At 67.3% G+C, this 18258-nt stretch carries 17 protein-coding genes; 10 read left to right on the top strand and 7 right to left on the bottom strand.

From position 1 onward, the window contains the following. Positions 1–34: 34 nt before the first annotated feature. From LPA41_RS14340 to LPA41_RS14320, 5 genes are all read right to left on the bottom strand, one after another. Complete coding sequence (locus tag LPA41_RS14340; protein ID WP_229070855.1) at positions 35–493, bottom strand: PPC domain-containing DNA-binding protein; 459 nt, start codon at positions 491–493, stop codon at positions 35–37. Continuing rightward, positions 490–1563 carry an asparaginase gene (locus LPA41_RS14335; protein ID WP_255689668.1) on the bottom strand — a complete coding sequence of 358 codons (1074 nt, stop codon included), beginning with the start codon at positions 1561–1563 and terminating at the stop codon, positions 490–492. Before LPA41_RS14335 ends, LPA41_RS14340 begins: the two co-directional genes overlap by 4 nt. Positions 1564–1601: 38 nt before the next feature. Next, on the bottom strand, positions 1602–3164 hold the full coding sequence (locus tag LPA41_RS14330) for a hypothetical protein (protein ID WP_229070854.1): 1563 nt from the start codon (positions 3162–3164) through the stop codon (positions 1602–1604). A 131-nt stretch (positions 3165–3295) separates the two neighbouring features. Continuing rightward, positions 3296–3517: a DUF397 domain-containing protein gene (locus LPA41_RS14325; RefSeq protein ID WP_229070853.1), complete on the bottom strand. Its 222-nt coding sequence runs from the start codon at positions 3515–3517 to the stop codon at positions 3296–3298. Between the two features lie 2 nt (positions 3518–3519). Beyond that, positions 3520–4449 carry a helix-turn-helix transcriptional regulator gene (locus LPA41_RS14320; protein WP_229070852.1) on the bottom strand — a complete coding sequence of 310 codons (930 nt, stop codon included), beginning with the start codon at positions 4447–4449 and terminating at the stop codon, positions 3520–3522. Between the two features lie 511 nt (positions 4450–4960). Between LPA41_RS14320 and LPA41_RS14315 the strand changes: the two genes are divergently transcribed. Together LPA41_RS14315 and LPA41_RS14310 are read left to right on the top strand one after the other, a co-directional pair. After that, positions 4961–5569 (top strand): hypothetical protein, encoded by a 609-nt coding sequence (locus LPA41_RS14315; RefSeq protein WP_229070851.1) that lies wholly within the window; start codon positions 4961–4963, stop codon positions 5567–5569. A gap of 175 nt (positions 5570–5744) precedes the next feature. Beyond that, a complete protein-coding gene (locus LPA41_RS14310; protein WP_308036556.1) occupies positions 5745–7142 on the top strand; it encodes an IS1380 family transposase in 1398 nt (465 codons plus the stop codon). Between the two features lie 113 nt (positions 7143–7255). Here the strand turns inward: LPA41_RS14310 and LPA41_RS14305 are convergent, their stop codons facing one another. Next, complete coding sequence (locus tag LPA41_RS14305) at positions 7256–8101, bottom strand: Scr1 family TA system antitoxin-like transcriptional regulator (protein ID WP_229070849.1); 846 nt, start codon at positions 8099–8101, stop codon at positions 7256–7258. A 722-nt stretch (positions 8102–8823) separates the two neighbouring features. On the opposite strand from LPA41_RS14305, the gene LPA41_RS14300 reads away from it, so the two are divergent. From LPA41_RS14300 to LPA41_RS14280, 5 genes are all read left to right on the top strand, one after another. Continuing rightward, complete coding sequence (locus tag LPA41_RS14300) at positions 8824–9516, top strand: hypothetical protein (RefSeq protein WP_229070848.1); 693 nt, start codon at positions 8824–8826, stop codon at positions 9514–9516. A gap of 164 nt (positions 9517–9680) precedes the next feature. After that, positions 9681–9950 carry a hypothetical protein gene (locus tag LPA41_RS14295; RefSeq protein ID WP_229070847.1) on the top strand — a complete coding sequence of 90 codons (270 nt, stop codon included), beginning with the start codon at positions 9681–9683 and terminating at the stop codon, positions 9948–9950. Beyond that, positions 9947–10762: an SAM-dependent methyltransferase gene (locus LPA41_RS14290; RefSeq protein WP_229070846.1), complete on the top strand. Its 816-nt coding sequence runs from the start codon at positions 9947–9949 to the stop codon at positions 10760–10762. The genes LPA41_RS14295 and LPA41_RS14290 overlap by 4 nt, the downstream gene beginning before the upstream one ends. Before the next feature lie 157 nt (positions 10763–10919). Next, positions 10920–12104 (top strand): SAM-dependent methyltransferase, encoded by a 1185-nt coding sequence (locus LPA41_RS14285; RefSeq protein ID WP_229070845.1) that lies wholly within the window; start codon positions 10920–10922, stop codon positions 12102–12104. Then, entirely contained in the window at positions 12101–12928 is an 828-nt protein-coding gene (locus LPA41_RS14280; protein ID WP_229070844.1) for an SAM-dependent methyltransferase, read from the top strand. Before LPA41_RS14285 ends, LPA41_RS14280 begins: the two co-directional genes overlap by 4 nt. Before the next feature lie 631 nt (positions 12929–13559). Here LPA41_RS14280 and LPA41_RS14275 read toward each other — a convergent pair. Continuing rightward, the gene (locus tag LPA41_RS14275; protein ID WP_229070843.1) at positions 13560–13874 is read right to left on the bottom strand and encodes a hypothetical protein; all 315 of its coding nucleotides are present in this window, start codon (positions 13872–13874) and stop codon (positions 13560–13562) included. 648 nt (positions 13875–14522) lie between these two features. Between LPA41_RS14275 and LPA41_RS14270 the strand changes: the two genes are divergently transcribed. The 3 genes from LPA41_RS14270 (at position 14523) to LPA41_RS14260 (ending at position 17453) form a co-directional block, all read left to right on the top strand. Beyond that, positions 14523–15254: a GPP34 family phosphoprotein gene (locus LPA41_RS14270; protein WP_229070842.1), complete on the top strand. Its 732-nt coding sequence runs from the start codon at positions 14523–14525 to the stop codon at positions 15252–15254. 90 nt (positions 15255–15344) lie between these two features. Continuing rightward, positions 15345–16817, top strand: coding sequence for an APC family permease (locus LPA41_RS14265; protein WP_229070841.1), 1473 nt, complete (start codon positions 15345–15347; stop codon positions 16815–16817). A gap of 15 nt (positions 16818–16832) precedes the next feature. Then, positions 16833–17453: a GNAT family N-acetyltransferase gene (locus LPA41_RS14260; protein ID WP_229070840.1), complete on the top strand. Its 621-nt coding sequence runs from the start codon at positions 16833–16835 to the stop codon at positions 17451–17453. Positions 17454–18258 lie beyond the last annotated feature (805 nt).

Raw genomic sequence — 18258 nt, 5'->3', positions numbered from 1 at the left:
CCGAAGGTTCGGGTCAATGGACGTCGCTCAACGATCAGGTACGAAGCAATGGCACGTCATAGAGATCCGGCTGTTTCTTACGAAATGTTGGGGGAGCAGTCACCTCAACGATGACTATCTCCGTGAGGAATTGCACGGTCGCGTTGAGTAGGTGGCTGGTGTGACCCGTGGCGCTGTGTTCCTTGAGGCCGACGGCTACGTGGATGTGGGGTGCTACCCGGTCCGCAGCCTCGTCCCAGGCGAGGGTTCCGCCACCGACAGCTTCGATGTTGGACAGCTGGACCTTCGACCAAACTGGCGCCTGGGGGTTCGCGAGGCGTTCGCAGGTGCCGACAAGGTCGGCGGTGGCGAAGCCCGCGATGAACATGGGGATGTAGCCCTGGCGGATGCCGTACTCGGTGCAGACCTCGTCGAGGGCCGTGTAGAAGTCGTCGCCGTGGTCGAAGACCGCGACGATCGTCCGTCCGACAGTGGCCTGCCAGCTACGTGTCATCGCGGCACCGCTTCGCGGTAAGGAGTGGCTGCGCCGCTAAACGGTGGCGTGTCGTCTGCCTGGCTCATGGTGGTGAAGGCGGCCAGTGCTTCAGCGTGGCTGCTGGTGGAGGCGAGTGTCAGCTGAAGCAGCAGACGTGCCTTGTACGGGTCGAGGATGCCGGCGGGGATGAGGCCACGGGTGAGTAGGTCTCGTTCGGACCCGGGGAATCCGTAGGTGCTGGTTGCGGTGTAGCCGGCTCCGGTGCGGGAGGCGAGGACGACCGGGATGCGGCTTGCGGCGTCTTCCAGGTGGGTGACCCAGGTGTCGGGGACGTGGCCGACGCCGAAGCCGGCGATGACCAGGCCGTCGAGATCACGGGCCAGAAGGGGAAGCAGGGCGCCGTCGTCGCCGAGCGTCGCGGTATGGATTCCGACCCGTGGTAGCGGGCGATCGATCAGCTGGCGGGTGAGGGTGGCGTGGTGGGAGGGCCGATTAAGGATGCGGGGTTGCCCTTCCGCGAGGTAGCCGAGAGGGCCGCCGGTTGGTGAGACGAACGCGGCGGTGCTCATGCTGTGGCGTTTGCGGACCCGTGCGGCGGCGTGGATCTCATCGGCGAGTACGACGACGCAGCCGAGTTCTCGGGCTTGAGGAGATGCCGCGACCGTGACTGCGGCGAGCAAGTTGGCCGCTCCGTCGGCGCCGGCCAAAGTGGGGTTGCGCATGGCGCCGGTGACCACGATCGGTTGGGCGCCGGTGTGGAGCAGGTCGAGAAGGTAGGCCGTTTCTTCGATGGTGTCGGTGCCCTGGGTGATGACCGCACCGGTGACACCGCCAGCGAAGTGCTGGGTGAGCGTCTCGGCGAGTTCGAGGATGTCCTCGCTGGTCAGCGAAGCACCCGGTCGGTTGCGCAGAGACAGCGCGTGGACCTCGATGCCGGTGTCGGCGAGGCCGGGCACGGCATCAATGAGGTCACGGGCCGACAGGGTGGGCGTGACGCCGCCGCCTCCGGTTCGAGTCATGGCGATGGTGCCGCCGAGCCCGATGACCACGACTCGCGGGCGCGGGGACGGTGTGACGGGTTCGGACAACGTTGTGGGTCCTTCCGGTCGGGCGCTGCGTGGGTAGCCTAATCGCGGTCGCCGGCGCAGGCGGCGACGAATCGGCACGCACGGTCGACGCCGTCGAGCGACAAAAGTCGGCTGCGGGGTTGTGCGATGCCGCTGGTGCCGGCTGCGCCAAGTTCCCGGCAACGGACGCTGAGCCAGGCCCAGTCCAGGTCGAGATAGTCGGCCAGGTGCCGCAGGCGCAGGGTCGGTGTCGGTGCCGCGGTGACCGAGTGGTGGGCGGCGTGTCCGGCTGCGTCGGTGTATTCGCGCAGGGTGCCGTGGTTGTCGGTGACATCGACGTACCAGATCCCGTCGGCGCCGATCCAGGTCGCGGTGATGGCGGTGTTCTCGGGGTCCAGGACGAAGCCGGGAATGGCCGCCAGTTCGGCGGTGTCGGTGGTTGTCGTGGTGATGCCGTGCGATTCCATCAAGGCGACGGCCAGCAACAGTAGGGCGCGTTCGCCGGCTGGCGAAGAGGTCACGGCGGCTTCGGGTACGCAGAACACTCGGGTCGCCCCGCCGCCGGTTGTGGCGGTTGCGCGTAGATAGTCGTGCTTGTGCGTGAACAGCAGCCAGGCCGCGGCCTGCTCCCCGCTTTGTTCCCGGGTCCAGAACAGAGGTGGGGAAGTTAGGTCGCTCGCGTGGCGCAGGATGTGATCGGCGCAGAACTGCGATCCGAGCCACATGAAGCTGGCCGGGCTGAGGTCGGTGGCGATGTCGCGGCTGGCGGCTGATCGGCGCAAGGCGGTGTAGCTGGCGGCGTCGCGTAGGCCGGCGGCGAGAGCAGCGTCATCGGCCAGCAGCTCGGCGTCGAAGTTCGCGACGGCCCACAGCAGCGCGTAGGTTAGCTCGTCGAGCCGATACGCGGACGGCACGATGAGTCGGGCGTCGAGTGGTGCGCCCCGCAGCATCCGACGCGCGTGTCGGCTGTCGAGCAGGTAGGCGCCCGGGTCGTCGGCGAGTGTCTGGCCGACAACCAGGGTTCTGCCGGGTCGATGCAGGAACGGGTCGGCGGCGTACCCGGCGGGGATCTGGACGACGATCTTGTCGTTGTGTACGGCGGGATGCAGTTGTGCGGGTATCTCCAACCCCGGCAGAGCTCGCCCAGCCGGGGTTGCCAGCACGTGAGTCGTCGCATCTGCCGACAGCCGTCCTCCTTGGGTTTCGGTCAGCGCGATCTCCCAAGGCGCTCTGCGTAGGATCTCACCATCGAGCCGCTGATTGACAACCTGCTTCGGCACGGCGCCCGTGCTGGTCGGTACCCGATGCTGGGTCAGCAGAGCCAAGTTCCCCGCCGCGTGGCGCGTCAGGGACTGTCCGGCACCCGGCTGCTGCTCTCGACGATCGAAAAAGCCGAGATCTTGGTCCGTGGCCGCCTGCAGTGTCTGCCGGTATGCGTCGCGACGTGGTTGGCGCGGCCAGGTGACCTGGCCACGTTCGATCTTGCCGATGTCGTTGTCCGATATTCGGTAGGCGTCCGGGACGAGCTGGTTCACGGCGTCGGCGAGGGCCTGTCTGCTGCCGAACAGCCGGATGCGTGCCTCCCGGAACCGCTCGTTCGGTACCGCGTCCGACTCGGGCATCGCCGTCTCTTCCTGCGCGCGGGGTAGGGGATGCTACGAGCAAGGCATACGTATGGTGCTGAGTGGCCTGCCAGACCCGCAAGCTGTCGGCCGGAGCAGGCCACACATCGGTGTGGTCGTTCCTGCTGGCGTTAGCGGTCGAAGTCGCCGTCCTTGGCTCCGCCGACCCAAGCGTCGAACTCTTCGTCGGTGAAGATCAGCGACCCGGCATCCGGACGCTTGGAGTTGCGTACCTCCACCCGGCCGCCGGCGAGGTAGCGAACTTCGACGCAATTGGATGCGGGGTTTGAACGCCGGGATTTGAACCACGTCCCCATCGGGCGCGAGACTGGCGTTGCTGCAGTGGGCTCCATGGCTATCTCCTTGTTAAGTGCTCCTGCTCCAAGGCAGTGAGGAGTTCGAGGGAATCGGCTGCGTTCAGTGCGTCTTGACAAAGTTCGGATCGCAGGCTGGCGTAAACCTTCACCTGGTCATGCTCGGTGAGGATCATGTCGTCGATGTTGGTGTCGACGGTGACGATCTCGATGTCGTCGGGGTCGGTGTAGGTGTAGTACGAAAAGGCGGTGCGGGCCTGTTGGCGGGAGGTGAAGGCGGTATCAAGCGGGAGGACGCGGACGGTGACCGCCCGCAGGTTCAGCGCTGCGCCAATCAGGTGCTCCATCTGCCGGTGCATAATCTCGGCCGTGACCGAACGCCGAAGCAGCGCTATCTCGTCGATGACCACCTCATAGGGTGTAGCCGCGGCTCCTGACAAGATTGCCTGGCGGGTCGTTCTAGCCTCCAAGTCGCGGGCCGTGGAGAACCGGCGAGATCGTGCGGTGTGAGCGGTTTCGGCACGAGCCTTCGCGAAGTCCGGCGTTTGCAGAAGGCCGGGAACGATGAACGGCTGATACTCGAAGATCGTGGCGGCGCCGGCTTCCAGATCGGCGGTCTGTGCCTGTCGCGGGCCCATCTCGTCGTCATAGCGCTTCCACCAGCCCTGCGCTGCGGAACGTTCAGCCGCTCGCATGATCTTGGTGTGGCTAGCTGCCGCAACGCCGAGGGCATCCAGGATGAGGCGGATGGCCGCAGGATCGACTGGCCGATTGGCGGTCTCGATGTGACTAATCTTCTGCCGCTGAATACCGGTCTCCTGCGACAGCCTGTCAGTCGTGTAGCCAGCTTGTTTGCGCGCATCGAGGATCGCCGCGGCAAGCCAAAGCCGATTCACATACGGGCTGAAGTTCACAACGCGACCTTCCCTGCTCCGCCGCATTTGATTGCGCCGCTCGACGAGAAGCGGCAATGGCGGCATCGTAACCCACCGCCGAAACGCAGCCAGACCCTCAGGAGCGGACCTCCTTGACGTTTTCGCAGCTCAGGACGCATAATTCCCGCGCCGATTCCCCTTTAAATTCCCGTCGATTCCCGTGAAACAGGGATTCCTCTCGCCTCATGCAGAGGCGATTGTGGAGCAACACAGATTGGGCATCACCTCGAATTGCAGATACCGCGGTGCCGCGCCTCACACCGCACTGCTGGCCAGATGCCGAGACCGATGCACGACCGCCAGCCACAAGACGATGCGAGGAACCGATCATGGCTGAGATCGTTGCGAGCACCCGTCACGCCGGGCAGCCCAGCACCACGGAAGCCCGGGTCGTTGATGGCCCGCGGCTGCTCGTCGGCGTCGCCGCCTACGACAGGGGGCTGGGGGCCTGCCGCCGCGGCGCTTGGCCGCCGAGCGAATCCGCGCGTTGGTCCAGCCGGGCAGGCGTACCCGCTCCTGTTCCTGGCGCGGGGACGGTGTCTCGCTGATGTGGACAACCCGAGATGCGACCTACTGGGACATCCGGCCCCTGGCGGGTGTGCTTGCGGCCGCCGCGCTGCCCACGATGTTGGGCCGTTGGCTGGAAACGGAGCCGGTGGCCCGCGGCCGCCAGCTGTTCCATCATCATGTTGCCCGGACGGCGGAGGCGATCCAGTACGGTGCAGCGCGAATCGTTGAGAACGGCGATCAGGTGATCGCTGCAGCGCTGTGGCTGCCCTGTGGGGCTCCCTGCTCCGCCCGCGCGGTGACCGCACATGATGGCGGCGCGTTCGCCGCCAAGCTCGGCGAGCTCGATGCCGCATCCAGGCAGGCGCACGAAGGCCAGCCACATCTGCGGCTGGCCGGACTGGGGGTTCTGCCGCGTTGGCAGCGGCACGGTATCGCCAGCGTGCTGCTCACCGAAGATCTGGCGGGTGTTGCAGCGCTGGCGCGCTGTTTGCTCGCGGCCGATGATGCCGTCATGGCCGTGGCCGTAAGGTGCGGATATCGTCCGTACGGCGATCCGGCTCTTCTTGGCCGTGGATCGGCATTCCGGTACACGCCGGCCTCGGCGATGGACGGCCTGCGCTGGACGTTTTGCACCCTCATCTCCTAATCAGATCCTGATCAACGACAGCATCAAGGAAGTCAACCGAATCCTCTGGGCTTAGCCTCGGCCCTTCGTTACGGGTTGTCCAAGGAGTGGACCGGAAACGCAGAAGTGCCTTCTGATCAGGGAAAATAGGACTTGCTGAGGGTCCAGATTTCCTGTCACGGAAGGCACTTGCTGGGTGAAGGCTACCGCAACACGTCCGAAGATCATGGTGACCGGAGACGGGCGGGGCGTGGTCGGTCACGCCGGTGCCCGACTGCTCGCCGATCTCGCTGACACGACTGGTTTGACCAGCGCGTTCAGTCAGGCATTGGCGGGGTTGCGGCGGCGGCAGCGCGGGCACGACCCGGGCCGGATCGCGGTCGATCTCGCCGTGATGCTCGCCGATGGCGGGGAGACCATCGCCGATCTGGCGGTGCTGCGTGACCAGGCGGCCTTGTTCGGGCCCGTCGCGTCGGACCCGACCGCGTGGCGGCTGTTGTCGCAGCTCGAAGCCACGATGCTGGCCGAACTGCGCACGGCCAGGGCCCAGGCCCGGGAGATCGCCTGGGCCCAGCACGCCGACGCCCGCGGCGACCTGCCACAGCCGATCGTCGCCGGCCAGGCGGTCGAAGGCCTGGTCTTGGACATCGACGCGACCATCGTGATCTGCCACTCCGACAAGGAATCGGCCACCCGCACCTGGAAGAAGACGTTCGGTTTCCATCCGCTGCTGTGCTTCCTGGACAACACCGGTGAAGCCCTCGCCGGCCTGCTACGCGAAGGCCGGGCCGGGTCGAACACCACCGCCGATCACATCACCGTCCTCGACCAGGCCCTCGCCCAGATCCCCGACGCGGTCCGGCACGGCACCCCGATCCTGCTCCGCGCCGATTCGGCCGGCTCCAGCCACGGGTTTCTCGCCCGCATCCGGTCCCTGCGCGAGCAGCACCTGGACATCCGATTCAGTGTCGGCACCGCGATCACCGAACCGGTCCGGGCGGCGATCCGGGCTGTGACCGGCTGGATCCCCGCCGTCGACACCGGCGGTGACCTGCGCGAACATGCCGAAGTCTGCGAGATCACGGGTCTGTTCGATGCGGCCGGCTGGCCAGAAGGAACCCGGTTCCTGGTCCGCCGGGAACGCCCACACCCCGGCGCCCAACTGAGCTTGTTCGACACCATCGAAGGCTGGCGGCACCAGGTCGTGGCCACCGACACCCCGCCCGGCAACGGCAGCATCCAGTTCCTGGAGGCCCGGCACCGGGCCCACGCCCGCGTCGAGGACCGCATCCGGACCGGCAAGAACACCGGCTTCGGCCGGTTCCCGTCCCGCGTGTTCGCGATCAACCAGGCCTGGCTCCAACTCGCGCTGACCGGCATCGACCTACTCGCCTGGACCCGGAACCTGCTTCTGGACGGCGACATGGCCACCGCGGAACCGAAGAAACTGCGTTACCGGCTGCTTCACGTCGCGGCCCGGATCACCCGCACCGCCCGCCGGACCCGTCTCGCGATCGCCGCGAACTGGCCTTGGACCGATGCTCTGACCAGCGCATTCACCAAACTCGCCGCGTTACCCCGGCCCACCGGCTGACCGGCGAAACTCACGCCCCGACCAGCAGCACGGAGGAACCCGGCCCGCGCCGGGCATTCAGCATGCCCATGAAACAGCCGATACGACGCGAATCCTTCTTCATCGATAATCGGCTATTGACTAACGCCCAAGTGAAAGACCGAGGTTAGCGCTGCGCGGCGCAGTCGGTCGCACAGATCGTTGTAGATCGACACCGTGGCCGGCTCCGTCACGAGCGTGTCCTCGATATCGGTGTCGACGGTAACAACGACCGGGTCGTGCGGGTCGGCGTAGACGTACCGGGCGAAGGCAGCCCGTGCCAGCATGTAGTTCTCGAGGCCGGCGGCCAGGGGCAGGATCCGTATCGTGACGGCGTGCTCGTGGAGTGCGGCACTGATCAGATGAAGGATCTGTTCGTGCATGACTTCCGGTGGCGCGATACGCCGGCGTAGTACCGCCTCATCCAGGACGACGGTGTAGCGCACAGCGTCGGGCCCCGAAAGGATGGCCTGACGCTGTGCGCGGGCCTCCAGCATTCTGGCTGCCGAGAACCGGCGGGGGTCGTCAGGGTGGTCAGCCTCTGCGCGAACGGAGGCGAAGTCACGCGTCTGCAGCAGGCCGGGTATAAGGAAAGGCTGGTACTGGAAGATCTCGACGGCGCCGGACTCCAGGTCGGCGATGCGCGCCTGCCGGATCCCCATCTCATCGTCGTACCGTTCCCACCAGCCCCTGGTAACCGATCCCTCGGCCAGTTTCATGATCAACTGGAAGCGGTCGGGGCGTACGTCCAGCGCATGCAGGATCGCTTTGATCTCTTCTGTTTCAACGCGCCGTCGCGCGTTTTCAATGTGGCTGATTCGCTGTCGCTGGATGCCAGTTTCTCGCTGCAGCCGCTCAGTGCCGTATCCAGCGTGCCGGCGAGCGTCAACGATCTCTGTCGCCAGTCTAAGGCGGCTTACGTAGGGGCTGACCTTCGGCAACGTTACCTCCGCCGGTTAAGCAAGCGTCCAGCCGGAAACCGCACGGACGCGACGGCAGCATCGTAACGCAGCATACCGCCTGCCAGTTTGCTGAGGACATGAGTGAAACGCGCGTATGCGCAGGTCAGGAGTAGTAGTTCCCCTTTGGTTCCCTTTTAAATTCCCCTTATATTCCCTCTTCTCTGGTCTTCCCAACGGCATTGCGGTCGCTGATCGTGGAAGCACACAACCGAAGGGTGACGTCTGCGACGCATACATCGTGTCGGGTTTCTGATGAGGCCGGCCATGGACGTCACTGTGCTGACGCAAGTTCCATCGTGGCCAACTAGCTCACGGGACATGAGAGTTCGCGTTTGTTGTCTCCGAGGAGGAATGGAGATCATGAAGATAAACCATCCTGCTCTACCCGCTGGAGTCGAAGCCGCGCACTCATCCGGCACAGCCATTGGCGCTAACTTGCCGGCTCAGCGCGTGGCCACGCCTGCCGTAAATCTTCGGGCCTTCATGCCCGTCGGGAAGGTGCAGCATGTGTCGCTGGGCCACCCAGGACTCTCCCCGCTGCCGGGTGCCGATACGCAGGCCGCGGTGGTGGGCGAGCCGGTGACACCCGCTTCGGCGGGTGTCACCGAAGCAACTCCTTCATCGCCCTCCCACACGCTGCAAGTTGGGACAGGCTGGTACGCCGGCGTACCTCACGACAGGCTGCGGACCTGGTGATGACGATGACGTCGCTGACGTTCAAAAACGCCATGTACTGGGACGTCCGGGCGGTAGCCGGGGTCTTGGCGGCCACGATGCTGGATTCCGTGCTCGGCCGGTGGCTGGAGCCGGAGCCCGGTGTTCGGGCACAGAGCCTCTTCGTCTACTACACGGCCCGGGTGGCGGAAGCGATCCGCGGCGGTGCCGCACGGATGGTCGAGCATGGCGACGAGGTGATCGCCGCAGCACTGTGGCTGCCCTGTGGCTCTGCTGATCGGCCGGCGCGTTCGGCAACGGCCGGCGGGAACGGCTTCGATGAGCGACTTAGCCAGGTTGGTACTGCGCTGAACTCGCGGCATCTTCCGCACCCGCACCTACGTCTAGCTGGCCTGGGAGTCTTACACCGTTGGCAGCGGCACGGCATCGCCACCCGCCTGCTCACCGAGGACGACATGGCGCCACTGCGCCCGGCGCGCTGTGTGACCGCGGTTGCAGGTGCGTTCACCGACCTGTGTACGCAATGCGGGTACCGCCCGCAGGGCGAGCCGGTACTCCTTAATGGTGGACACGCGACGGTGCGGATGATGGTCCGCGCCCCTACGGTTTGCGCCGCGCGTTCCCGCAATTCTGTCGCTGAATCCCGGCTTCGACCTGTAACCGGGATGGCCTCGGGAACGGTGGGGTTCGTGGACCACCGGCGCCGAGATGGGTCATGAGGGTGGCGTCCGACATGCGCCAGCTCAATGTGCCACTTCTTGGTGACACATCTGCGGTCTGTCTGCCGGTCTGCATGCTTGCTACCTGCGGATGCCATGGCGCTCGTCTTGTCCATCGCTATGTGACCGCGCGTGATCGCGCGGCTCGTTAGGGGAAGTTCGCGATGACACCACCCGTCCCTGCGGTGCTGGTTGCTGCCTCGGATATCTATCTGAAGGTCGGTGCCGATACCGTCGAAGTCCGTTGCGAGACGCACGAAGAGTTCACCTACGTGCAGACCGTCGACGCTGATCGGCAGATTCCGGTCAGCCCCCTGTTCGAGGCTTTGTGCAGCCACTCTGTCAAGCACCGTCCGTCTGTCCGGCGGCGAGCCGTCGATGAGCGGCAGGACCTATGGCTGCCGGCCACCTACCTACTGGCAGGTGCCGGATGACCGCTCCCGCGGACCGGACGGTCGCCGGGCCAGGAATAGACCCCGCCGTGCCGCACTCGGCACGCGTCTATGACTACTGGCTCGGCGGTAAGGACAACTTCGCCGCCGATCGGGCCGTGGGCGAGGCGATGATGCAGGCGATCCCCGGGATGCGTTACATGGCCGGTGAGAACCGCAGGTTCGTGCACCGGGTCGCTCGTGACTTGGTGTCCAGGGAGGGCATCGGCCAGTTCCTGGACATCGGTACCGGCATCCCGACTCGGCCGAACCTGCACGAGATCGCCCAGGGATTCGACCGCACGGCGCGGGTGGTTTATGTGGACAACGACCCGCTCGTGCTGGTGCACGCCCGCGCGCTGATGATCAGCACGCCGGAGGGCCGCAGCGAGTACATCTCGGCCGACGTCCGCGACCCCCGCTCGATCCTCGGCGACCGGGTGCTGCGCGACACCCTCGACCTCAGCCGGCCGGTCGGGCTCACGCTCATCGCGATCCTGATGCTGCTCGGCGACGCCGACGATCCGTGGGCCAGCGTGGCCGTGCTGCGTGATGCGATGCCGTCTGGCAGTCTGCTCGCGATCACCCACCCGACGGCCGACTTCAGCCCGGACGAGGTGAGCGCGGCCGTCGCCGCGGCCACTGGCGCCGGGATGACGCTCGTCGCGCGCGCCCAGGACGAGGTGGCCCGGTTCTTCGGCGACTGGGAGATGCTCGAGCCCGGCCTGGTCCCGGTCTCCAGCTGGCGCCCCGACGAGGAGGTCGCCGACCCCAAGGCGGCGTACTACTGGGCCGGAGTCGCCCGGAAACCGTGACGCGATGGGCCTGGCCCGCCGGATGTCGCTGCCCTCGGCACCGTAGATCCTCGCCACCCGAGGCGCCCGGACTGGCCGGTTACCTGCAAGAACGGGATGGTCCGTGCGGAACTTCGATGACGTCATTTTCTGGTCGCCCACACGAGAGGAGAGTCCGATGGCGACGAACCACAGGTTCCACGCCCATCGGCAGAATCTTTCGTCCCCCACTGACGTGGGACGCTCGATGTCACGAGCCGAACTGGCGGAGGCGGTCAACCGCAAGCTGAGTCGCCTGTACCCCCGTAGGCGGGCGCTGCAGGTCACCGAACGCTGGATCAGGGACGTCGAGCTGGGATACACCTCCTGGCCGGGGGCAGAGCGTCGGACCGCGCTGCGCATCGTGCTTCGCGCCGCCTCCGACGCTGAGCTCGGCCTCTACGATCCCCGGTTCGGCGATGCGATCACCGACGCCGACCCGGATCGTCCCGGCACCGTCGCGCTCGGATCAGCCGGCCGCCGAGCATCGGCGCGCCTGGTCGCAGGCCGCCGCCACGATGCCCAAGCCAGCGCTTGCATCGACTGGTCACGTCCACGGTCAGACGGCGTCTACGACTACTGGTTGGGTGGCAAGGATTACCACGCGGCGGATCGGGTGATGGGTGAGGAGGTGCTCGCGGCGTTCCCGATGGTGGCGGCGGCCGCGGCCGCGAATCGCGCGTTCCTGCGGCGCGCCGTCCGGTTCCTCACCGAGGCCGGCATCCGGCAGTTCCTGGATATCGGCGCCGGCATCCCCCGGCCCGGCTGCACCCATGAGATCGCTCAGAGCATCGCAGCAGACAGTCGTGTGGTGTACGTGGACCACGACCCGGTCGTGATGTCACACGGGAGAGCGCTGCACACCAGTGATCCCGCCGGCCGGGTCGATCACGTGCAGGCCGACCTTCGCGAACCCGAGACGATCCTCAGGAGCGCGGCGGTCCGCGAGGCCTTCGATTCGCGCCGGCCGGTCGGGATCGTGCTCGGCGCGGTGTTGCACCACATCGGCGTGGACGAAGACGCGGCCACCGCGGTCAAACGGCTCCTGGCGCCGATGCCGTCCGGCAGTGCCCTGGTGATCTCGCACGCCACGACCGACCTCAGCAACTCCCGCAGCGCCGCTGTCTACGAGGAGATGTATGCCGACGGACGTGTCATGGCCCGCGCGCGGCCCGCGGCGATGATCCGCAACTTCGTGCACGGGCTCGCCCTCGTTGAACCTGGCCTCGTCCCGATCACCGCGTGGCGCCCCGATCCCGACGCGGCGCAGCAGCCGCTGGCGGAGCAGGTCGGCATGTACGGCGTCGTGGGGCGGATCCGATGACCGCCAGCAGCGAGCACACCAGGCCCCGCAGCGCCGGACGCTACGACTATCTGCTCGGCCGCAAGGACAACACCGCTGCCGACCGGGCCTCGGCGACCGCGATCACCGACTACTTCCCGACCGCCGGGCTGGCCGCCCACGCCAACCGGGAGTTCGCCTGGCAGGCCGCGGTCCAGCTCGCCAGCTCCGGTGTCGGCCAGTTCATCGACGTCGGCTGCGGCATTCCGGCGGTTCCCGATCCCAGCGGCCCGAACCTGCACAACGGGATCCAGTGGAGGAATCGCCACGCGACGGTGGTGTATGTCGACAACGATCCGGCGGTCGTCGCCCTGGCCCCGCCCCGGCTCACTGGTCGTCCCGACCATGGGCAGATCACCGTCCTGCAGGGCGATTTGCGTGACCCCGGCGCTATCCTCCGCCGGGCGGTGCAGGACGGCGGCATCGACTTGCGCCGGCCCGTCGGGGTGGTGCTGACCGCGGTCGTGCACTACCTGTCCGACGACGACGTGCCCCACGCCGTTCTTCGGGAGCTGGTCGCGGCGTTGCCGCCGCGCAGTGGCATCGCCCTCAGCCACTTCAGCCTCGACCTGCTGCCGGTCGGCCTGCACGCCCACGTCCCTACGGTCATCGCCGCGTCTGGCATCCCGGTCTATCCTCGGTCGCTCGCCGAGATCACCACGTTTTTCGACGGTCTCGACGTCGTCGCGCCCGGGATCATCCCGGTTCACCGCTGGCGCAGCAGGCCGAACGAGCGGCCACGTTTCGGCCAGCTGCCGGATACCGCGGTTGGACTGTACTGCGGTGTCGGTCGCAAGCCCGCCTAGCACGCTGCCACGCTCCACTACCGGAAGGACGCTGTGATGCGCGATGGCGATGGCGATGGCGGTGAGCCCGTACACCCGCTGAGCGGGCTCACCGATCGTGAAGTCGCCCGGCTCTGCGTGCGGGCATGGGACGCGGCCGCCATGCCTCCTGCCGCAGCGATGGACACTGAGGAGATCCTAGAAATGTTGCGTGCAGCGCGCTTTCGCAGGCGCCGCAAGCGCCTTCGTGCTATCAGCTACTGGGCCGTGACCATCGCCCTTGCTGTGATCGTTGCCCTTCTCATTTACAGGACGGCTCGATAAAACTGCCAGCACTGCCGCGCCATGCTCTCAATCTGCCAGGAAGTTGCTGAGAGTCATTGAGGCGGCGCCGAGGAGGCGATGCCTGATGCCGGTGGCATCAGTGTCGGTGTTGTCAGGTTGTCAGGTTGTCAGGTTGTCCAAGCGTTTCGTCTACCGGTCGGCAGAAGCGATTGCCTGGGCCCGTGATCCCGGCTAGCGCAGTCGCCTTCCGCTATTCGAGCAACAACGTTCGCTAGCCGCTTCGTTGGCAGGTGCCAGCGTATCTGTCACAGGGCGGCGGCCTGACGCCCAGGTGTCCACGTCCCCCTGGCTTTCGGAGCGAGAAGGTCTAGGCCCCTGCCGAGAAAACGCTGGTCACTCCTGCGGTTGCTCCGGCGCGCGGCCCGGCGAGGCTGCCACGGTGGTTGAGGGTATCCCGATGCCGGCCAAGGCTGTCTCGAATGGTGTCTGCCTTCTGCTTCCGTGCTCTCGCGCGATAGGCCGATACGTGACCGACCACAATTTTTTTGAGGAACAAAACGCCCAAAGTGATGCCCCTGGACTCGCTATAAATGCAGGTCATCGCGCTTTTGATGCTGGTGTTGTTCGTAAAAGTCCGTACATCAAGTCCGTACGGTCGCCACCATTCCCAACGGTCGATCACTCTGCCAAATTTAATGGCGGCACTGAACCGGCCACACCGATCTCCCTGAGGGGAATCGGCAGGTGAGGAACAGCCAACACGGCCAGACTCGCACGACCTGGGACCGGCCAATTCGGACCGACGCATCCGTTCGACCGAAACCGTAATCGGTCGACCATGCAAGGGGATATTTCCTGATGGACTCAGCCTTTCGATCTCCGGCACAGACGCTGCCAGCCAGTGACCGGGTGACCGCCAGCCAGATCCGACGAGCCGGCGCGACAGCGTCGGTCTCCACCGTACCGCCGCGGCGTGGCCGCGCAGCAGGGCTGGTGCACGGCGGCGGCTCGCCGACCGAGCGAGACAGCTCGACCGGGGCTGGCGCGCCGGGTGATGACGTCGCCGGCTGGTGGGCGGTGCTCAGCGCCGGTGCAGCGGCCCGCCGCGGAGAGCGGCGCCGCTGTGGCGGCCGCCGTCGCACCGCGATCCCCGGCGGTCAAGGGCTGTGTTCAGGCTCCGGCTCCCTGCGGGAGTCGGCTGAGAGGGGCGGGCGCGGTGAATTCATCGTGCCGTGGTTGGCGCCGTGCCCGTCCACCTCTGGACACCGGCTGCGGGGTGCGGCCGGTACTCCGCGGCGTGCTGGCGCCTCGGTGCGTGGACGGAGCCGTCATGCCGGCCGTTGAGTCGCGGCGGCCCGCCGACAATCTGTGGCTCGCCGCGCACGACAACGTGCGCTTCACCGCGACCGTCGGCGCCCGGCCCCTCGGTATCGGCCTCGCAGCCGCGCTGATCGGTGAGCTGATCCACGACGGTCACGTTGAGCTGCAAGAGGGCGAGTTGTTGCGCCGCAAGGGGTACAGCGACGATCCCGCGCTGCAGCCGCTGCTCGACACGATGCAGGTGGAAGAGGAGCGACGCGTCCAGGCGGTGCCTGCCCCGCCGTGGCCCCGCCCGTATGCGGCGCTGCAGTCCAGTGATGAGCACCGGCACCGCAGACATGGCCATGATCTCGGCGAGTGGCTGTCGTACCTGGCCTACGAAGGCCGGGCGCAGGCGAGCGTCCTCACCCGGCTCGCCCGCGCTGGCCTGACGGGAACGCGGGAACACCGGCGCCTGCTGCTGGGCCCCCGGACGGTGCGGCCCGTCCCGCGCAACTCCACGGTCGCGGGAACACCGGCGAGCCGGCTTCGTGTCGCCGCGCAACGAGGCCTGCGTCTGGACTGGGCGCAGCTGATGCTGGCCGGGCTGGTCCTGGCCACCGGCCTGCATCACCAGGCCCTGGACAGCCTGTCCCACCGCCAGCTGTCCTGGCTGGCCGATGAGCTCGACCGCCTGGACGGCATGTCCCGGGAGCTGCTCCGCGCCGCCAACGCCGCCATCGGGGAGGCCGCCATGCGCTGACCCCTCCCGCGACCTACCACCTGCTCACCCCCTCACTACAGGAGACCTGCGGTGCGTGCACCCACACCATCCCGACCCCGAGGCCCGAGCGTGGCCCACACGCTCGCCGCCAACCGGCTCGGCCCGTTCGCCATCGGCTCCGCGATCGCGTCGTCCGTCGCGCCGCTGACCGTCATCACTCTGGTCGTGCCCCTGTCCCTGGCCGCGACCGGCCTGGTCGGGTTCCCGATCGCCATCCTGCTGGTCGCCGCCATTCTGATGGTCTTCGCGGTCGGCTATCTGGCGATGGCCCGCCAGATCCCCAACGCCGGAGCGTTCTACGCCTACGTCGCGCACGGCCTCGGCCGGCCCGCCGGCGTCGGCAGCTCGTGGCTGGCACTGGCGACCTACAACGCGTTCCAGCTCTGTTGCTACGGGGCCTTCGCCGCCGCGATCGGCGCCCCACTGCTCAGCGACCTGCTCGACTTCACCGTGCCCTGGCTCATCCCGGCCCTGCTCCTCTGGCTGCTGGTGGCGATCTTGGGTGCCAACGAGGTCCGGGTGTCGGGTTACGTCCTGGTATGCCTCGTCGTCGCCGAGACCGTCCTCGTCGCGGCCTGGAGCATCGCGATCATGCTCAGCCCAGGATTCGCCTTCAACGGCGCGGCGATGTCGCTCGACCTGTCCGGGCAGAACCTGCCAGCGCTGGCCACGACCCTCGGCGTGCTGGTCGTCCTCGGGGCCACGTCCTTTGCGGGCGTGGAACAGTCGGTGGTCTACATCGAGGAAAGCAGAGACCGCGAGCGCACCATCCCGGTCGCCACCTACGTCACGATCGCCACGATCGCCGCGGTGTACTGGTTCGCCTCCTGGGTGCAGATCTCGGCCGGCGGGCCACAGATCCTCGAGCGCGCGGCCACCGAAGCCGACAACCTGTTCTTCAACCAGGCAGCGGTCGTGCTCGGGCAAGGCTCCATCACCCTCGGCAAAATCCTGCTCGGCACCGGCACGGCCGCGGCGGCGATCGCGTTCCACCAGGCCATCGCGCGCTACGTCTTCGCCCTCGGCCGCGAAAGGGTGCTGCCCAAAGCGTTCGGCCGCACCACGAGCAAGGGCGCACCCCGCAACGCCTCCCTCGCCCAGTCAGCGGTGGCCCTGATCGTGCTCATCGCCTACGCCGTGGCCGGCTGGGATCCGCTGGTGCAGCTGTTCTACTGGGGCTCCACGACCGGCGGCCTGGGCGTGCTCCTGCTCTACACCCTGACCACCGTCTCCGTGGTCGCCTACTTCCGCCGCGACACCCACGGCGTAGGGCTGTGGCAGCGCGCCGTCGCACCGGTGATCGCCACCGTGGTCCTGCTGGTCGTCGCCTGGCTCGCGCTCGACAACCTCGCCGCCCTGTTCGGCGTCGAGCCCGGCACCGGGCCCGCCCGGGTCGTCCCGATCGCCCTGCTGGCTGTCTTCGCCTTCGGCACCCTCTGGGGGCTGGCCCTCAAACGCACCAACCCCCTGGTCTACGACGGCATCGGCCGCGGCACCCGCAGCGCCGCCGCCACCACCTCAGGCCTGTCCACCGTCCACTGACGAAAGGAAATGATCATGACCGCATTGCGCCTCGCCGGCCCCGGCGATGTCGACACCGTCGCCGACATCGTCGCGGAAGCCTTCCTGCAACTCGCCGTCATCGCCTACCTCGTACCCGACCCCGCCCGCCGTCGGACCGTGTCCCGCGACTGGTACCGCCTCTTCATCGAACACGCCATCGACGGCGCCGGACAGGTCGTCATGACCGAAGACGCCACCGCCGCCGCCATCTGGTTCGACCGCACCGGCGACGTCACCGAACCCCACGACTACGCCAAGCGCCTGGCCGAACTCGCCGGCGACGACCTGCCCCGCTTCCAGCACCTCGACCACCAGATGGACACCCACCACCCCGGCCACCGGCACTGGCACCTGCTGTTCCTCGCCGTCCGTCCCGAAAACTGGCGCCACGGCCTCGGCAGTGCCCTGATGGAGCACACCCACCGCCAGCTTGATGCCGACGGCATCGCCGCGTACCTCGAAGCCACCAACGAGGAGAACCGACTGCTGTATCAGAGTCACAGCTACAGCACCATGTCGCCTGCGACCATCCCGGTCACCCCCGGCACGGTCCTGCACCGCATGTGGCGACCCGCCCGAGCAGCCGACACCACCGCCTCACCCGCCCTGGTCTAGACCGGTTCGGCGGCAACGCCGCCCTCCAGCACGGCCCGCCCGCGCCGGCCCGCTACCTCGGGACGCCGCCTCCCGCAGCAGCACCTCCACCCGGCAGGGCGCCCACCAGGGTTGACATCAAGCCGCTCCGGCGACCCCCTTCGCCGCTCCACCCCATGAACGTTCCGGTCCCGGGCCTCCGCTCCCCAGCAACCCCGACCGGAACCGGCGCATCGGCACAGGCCGAGGTTTCACGCCCCTCGGCACACCGATTCGCCAACCGGGTCACCGCCGCCAGCAACCTGGCAGCGGTGACCACCACCGGGGATGTCACACACCGCACGGGTGTGACATCCCCGGTGACCGGTCCAGGCGCCGCCCTCTTTGCGAACACGAGACCTGACACCACCGGCGAAAGGCATGCGACATGCACGACGCGACACCACCGCCGGAAAGTCCCTGGCGCAGCATCGGTAGCCGATTGCTCCTATCCCGGTGGCTGGACGTAGTGGTGTGTTTCCTCCTCGGAGGAGGCGTCACCCAACTGCTGATCAGGACTGGGCACCAGCACCTCTTGATACCGGTGGCGAGTATCTCGGCCGTCGTGGCCGGCATATGGCTCTCTGCCAGATACTTGCGAACCATCCCGATCCGAGCACCGATCATCGCGTACGCCCCGATCGCCTTCGCGGGTCTCGCCCTGGTCACGGCACTCGTCGCGGCACTGTTGCCGGACGACCGGGACGGGCCGGCATGGATTGCCTGCGGCGGCCTCTTAGGCGGCGCCGCCGGCCACCTCCCGCTGCTCAGAGAGCACCACAAAGCC

The organism is Actinoplanes sp. DH11 (assembly GCF_020873875.1).
Classification (GTDB): domain Bacteria; phylum Actinomycetota; class Actinomycetes; order Mycobacteriales; family Micromonosporaceae; genus Actinoplanes.
The sequence above is the reverse complement of the archived record's forward strand: the minus strand, read 5'-3'. Positions and strand labels throughout refer to the sequence as shown.

What these genes read in the sequence shown, in the direction of transcription:
- LPA41_RS14340 (WP_229070855.1), bottom strand. Translation starts at nt 493, where the DNA reads ATGACACGTAGCTGGCAGGCCACTGTCGGACGGACGATCGTCGCGGTC.
- LPA41_RS14330 (WP_229070854.1), bottom strand. Translation starts at nt 3,164, where the DNA reads ATGCCCGAGTCGGACGCGGTACCGAACGAGCGGTTCCGGGAGGCACGC.
- LPA41_RS14325 (WP_229070853.1), bottom strand. Translation starts at nt 3,517, where the DNA reads ATGGAGCCCACTGCAGCAACGCCAGTCTCGCGCCCGATGGGGACGTGG.
- LPA41_RS14315 (WP_229070851.1), top strand. Translation starts at nt 4,961, where the DNA reads ATGTGGACAACCCGAGATGCGACCTACTGGGACATCCGGCCCCTGGCG.
- LPA41_RS14300 (WP_229070848.1), top strand. Translation starts at nt 8,824, where the DNA reads ATGACGTCGCTGACGTTCAAAAACGCCATGTACTGGGACGTCCGGGCG.
- LPA41_RS14295 (WP_229070847.1), top strand. Translation starts at nt 9,681, where the DNA reads ATGACACCACCCGTCCCTGCGGTGCTGGTTGCTGCCTCGGATATCTAT.
- LPA41_RS14290 (WP_229070846.1), top strand. Translation starts at nt 9,947, where the DNA reads ATGACCGCTCCCGCGGACCGGACGGTCGCCGGGCCAGGAATAGACCCC.
- LPA41_RS14285 (WP_229070845.1), top strand. Translation starts at nt 10,920, where the DNA reads ATGGCGACGAACCACAGGTTCCACGCCCATCGGCAGAATCTTTCGTCC.
- LPA41_RS14280 (WP_229070844.1), top strand. Translation starts at nt 12,101, where the DNA reads ATGACCGCCAGCAGCGAGCACACCAGGCCCCGCAGCGCCGGACGCTAC.
- LPA41_RS14270 (WP_229070842.1), top strand. Translation starts at nt 14,523, where the DNA reads ATGCCGGCCGTTGAGTCGCGGCGGCCCGCCGACAATCTGTGGCTCGCC.
- LPA41_RS14260 (WP_229070840.1), top strand. Translation starts at nt 16,833, where the DNA reads ATGACCGCATTGCGCCTCGCCGGCCCCGGCGATGTCGACACCGTCGCC.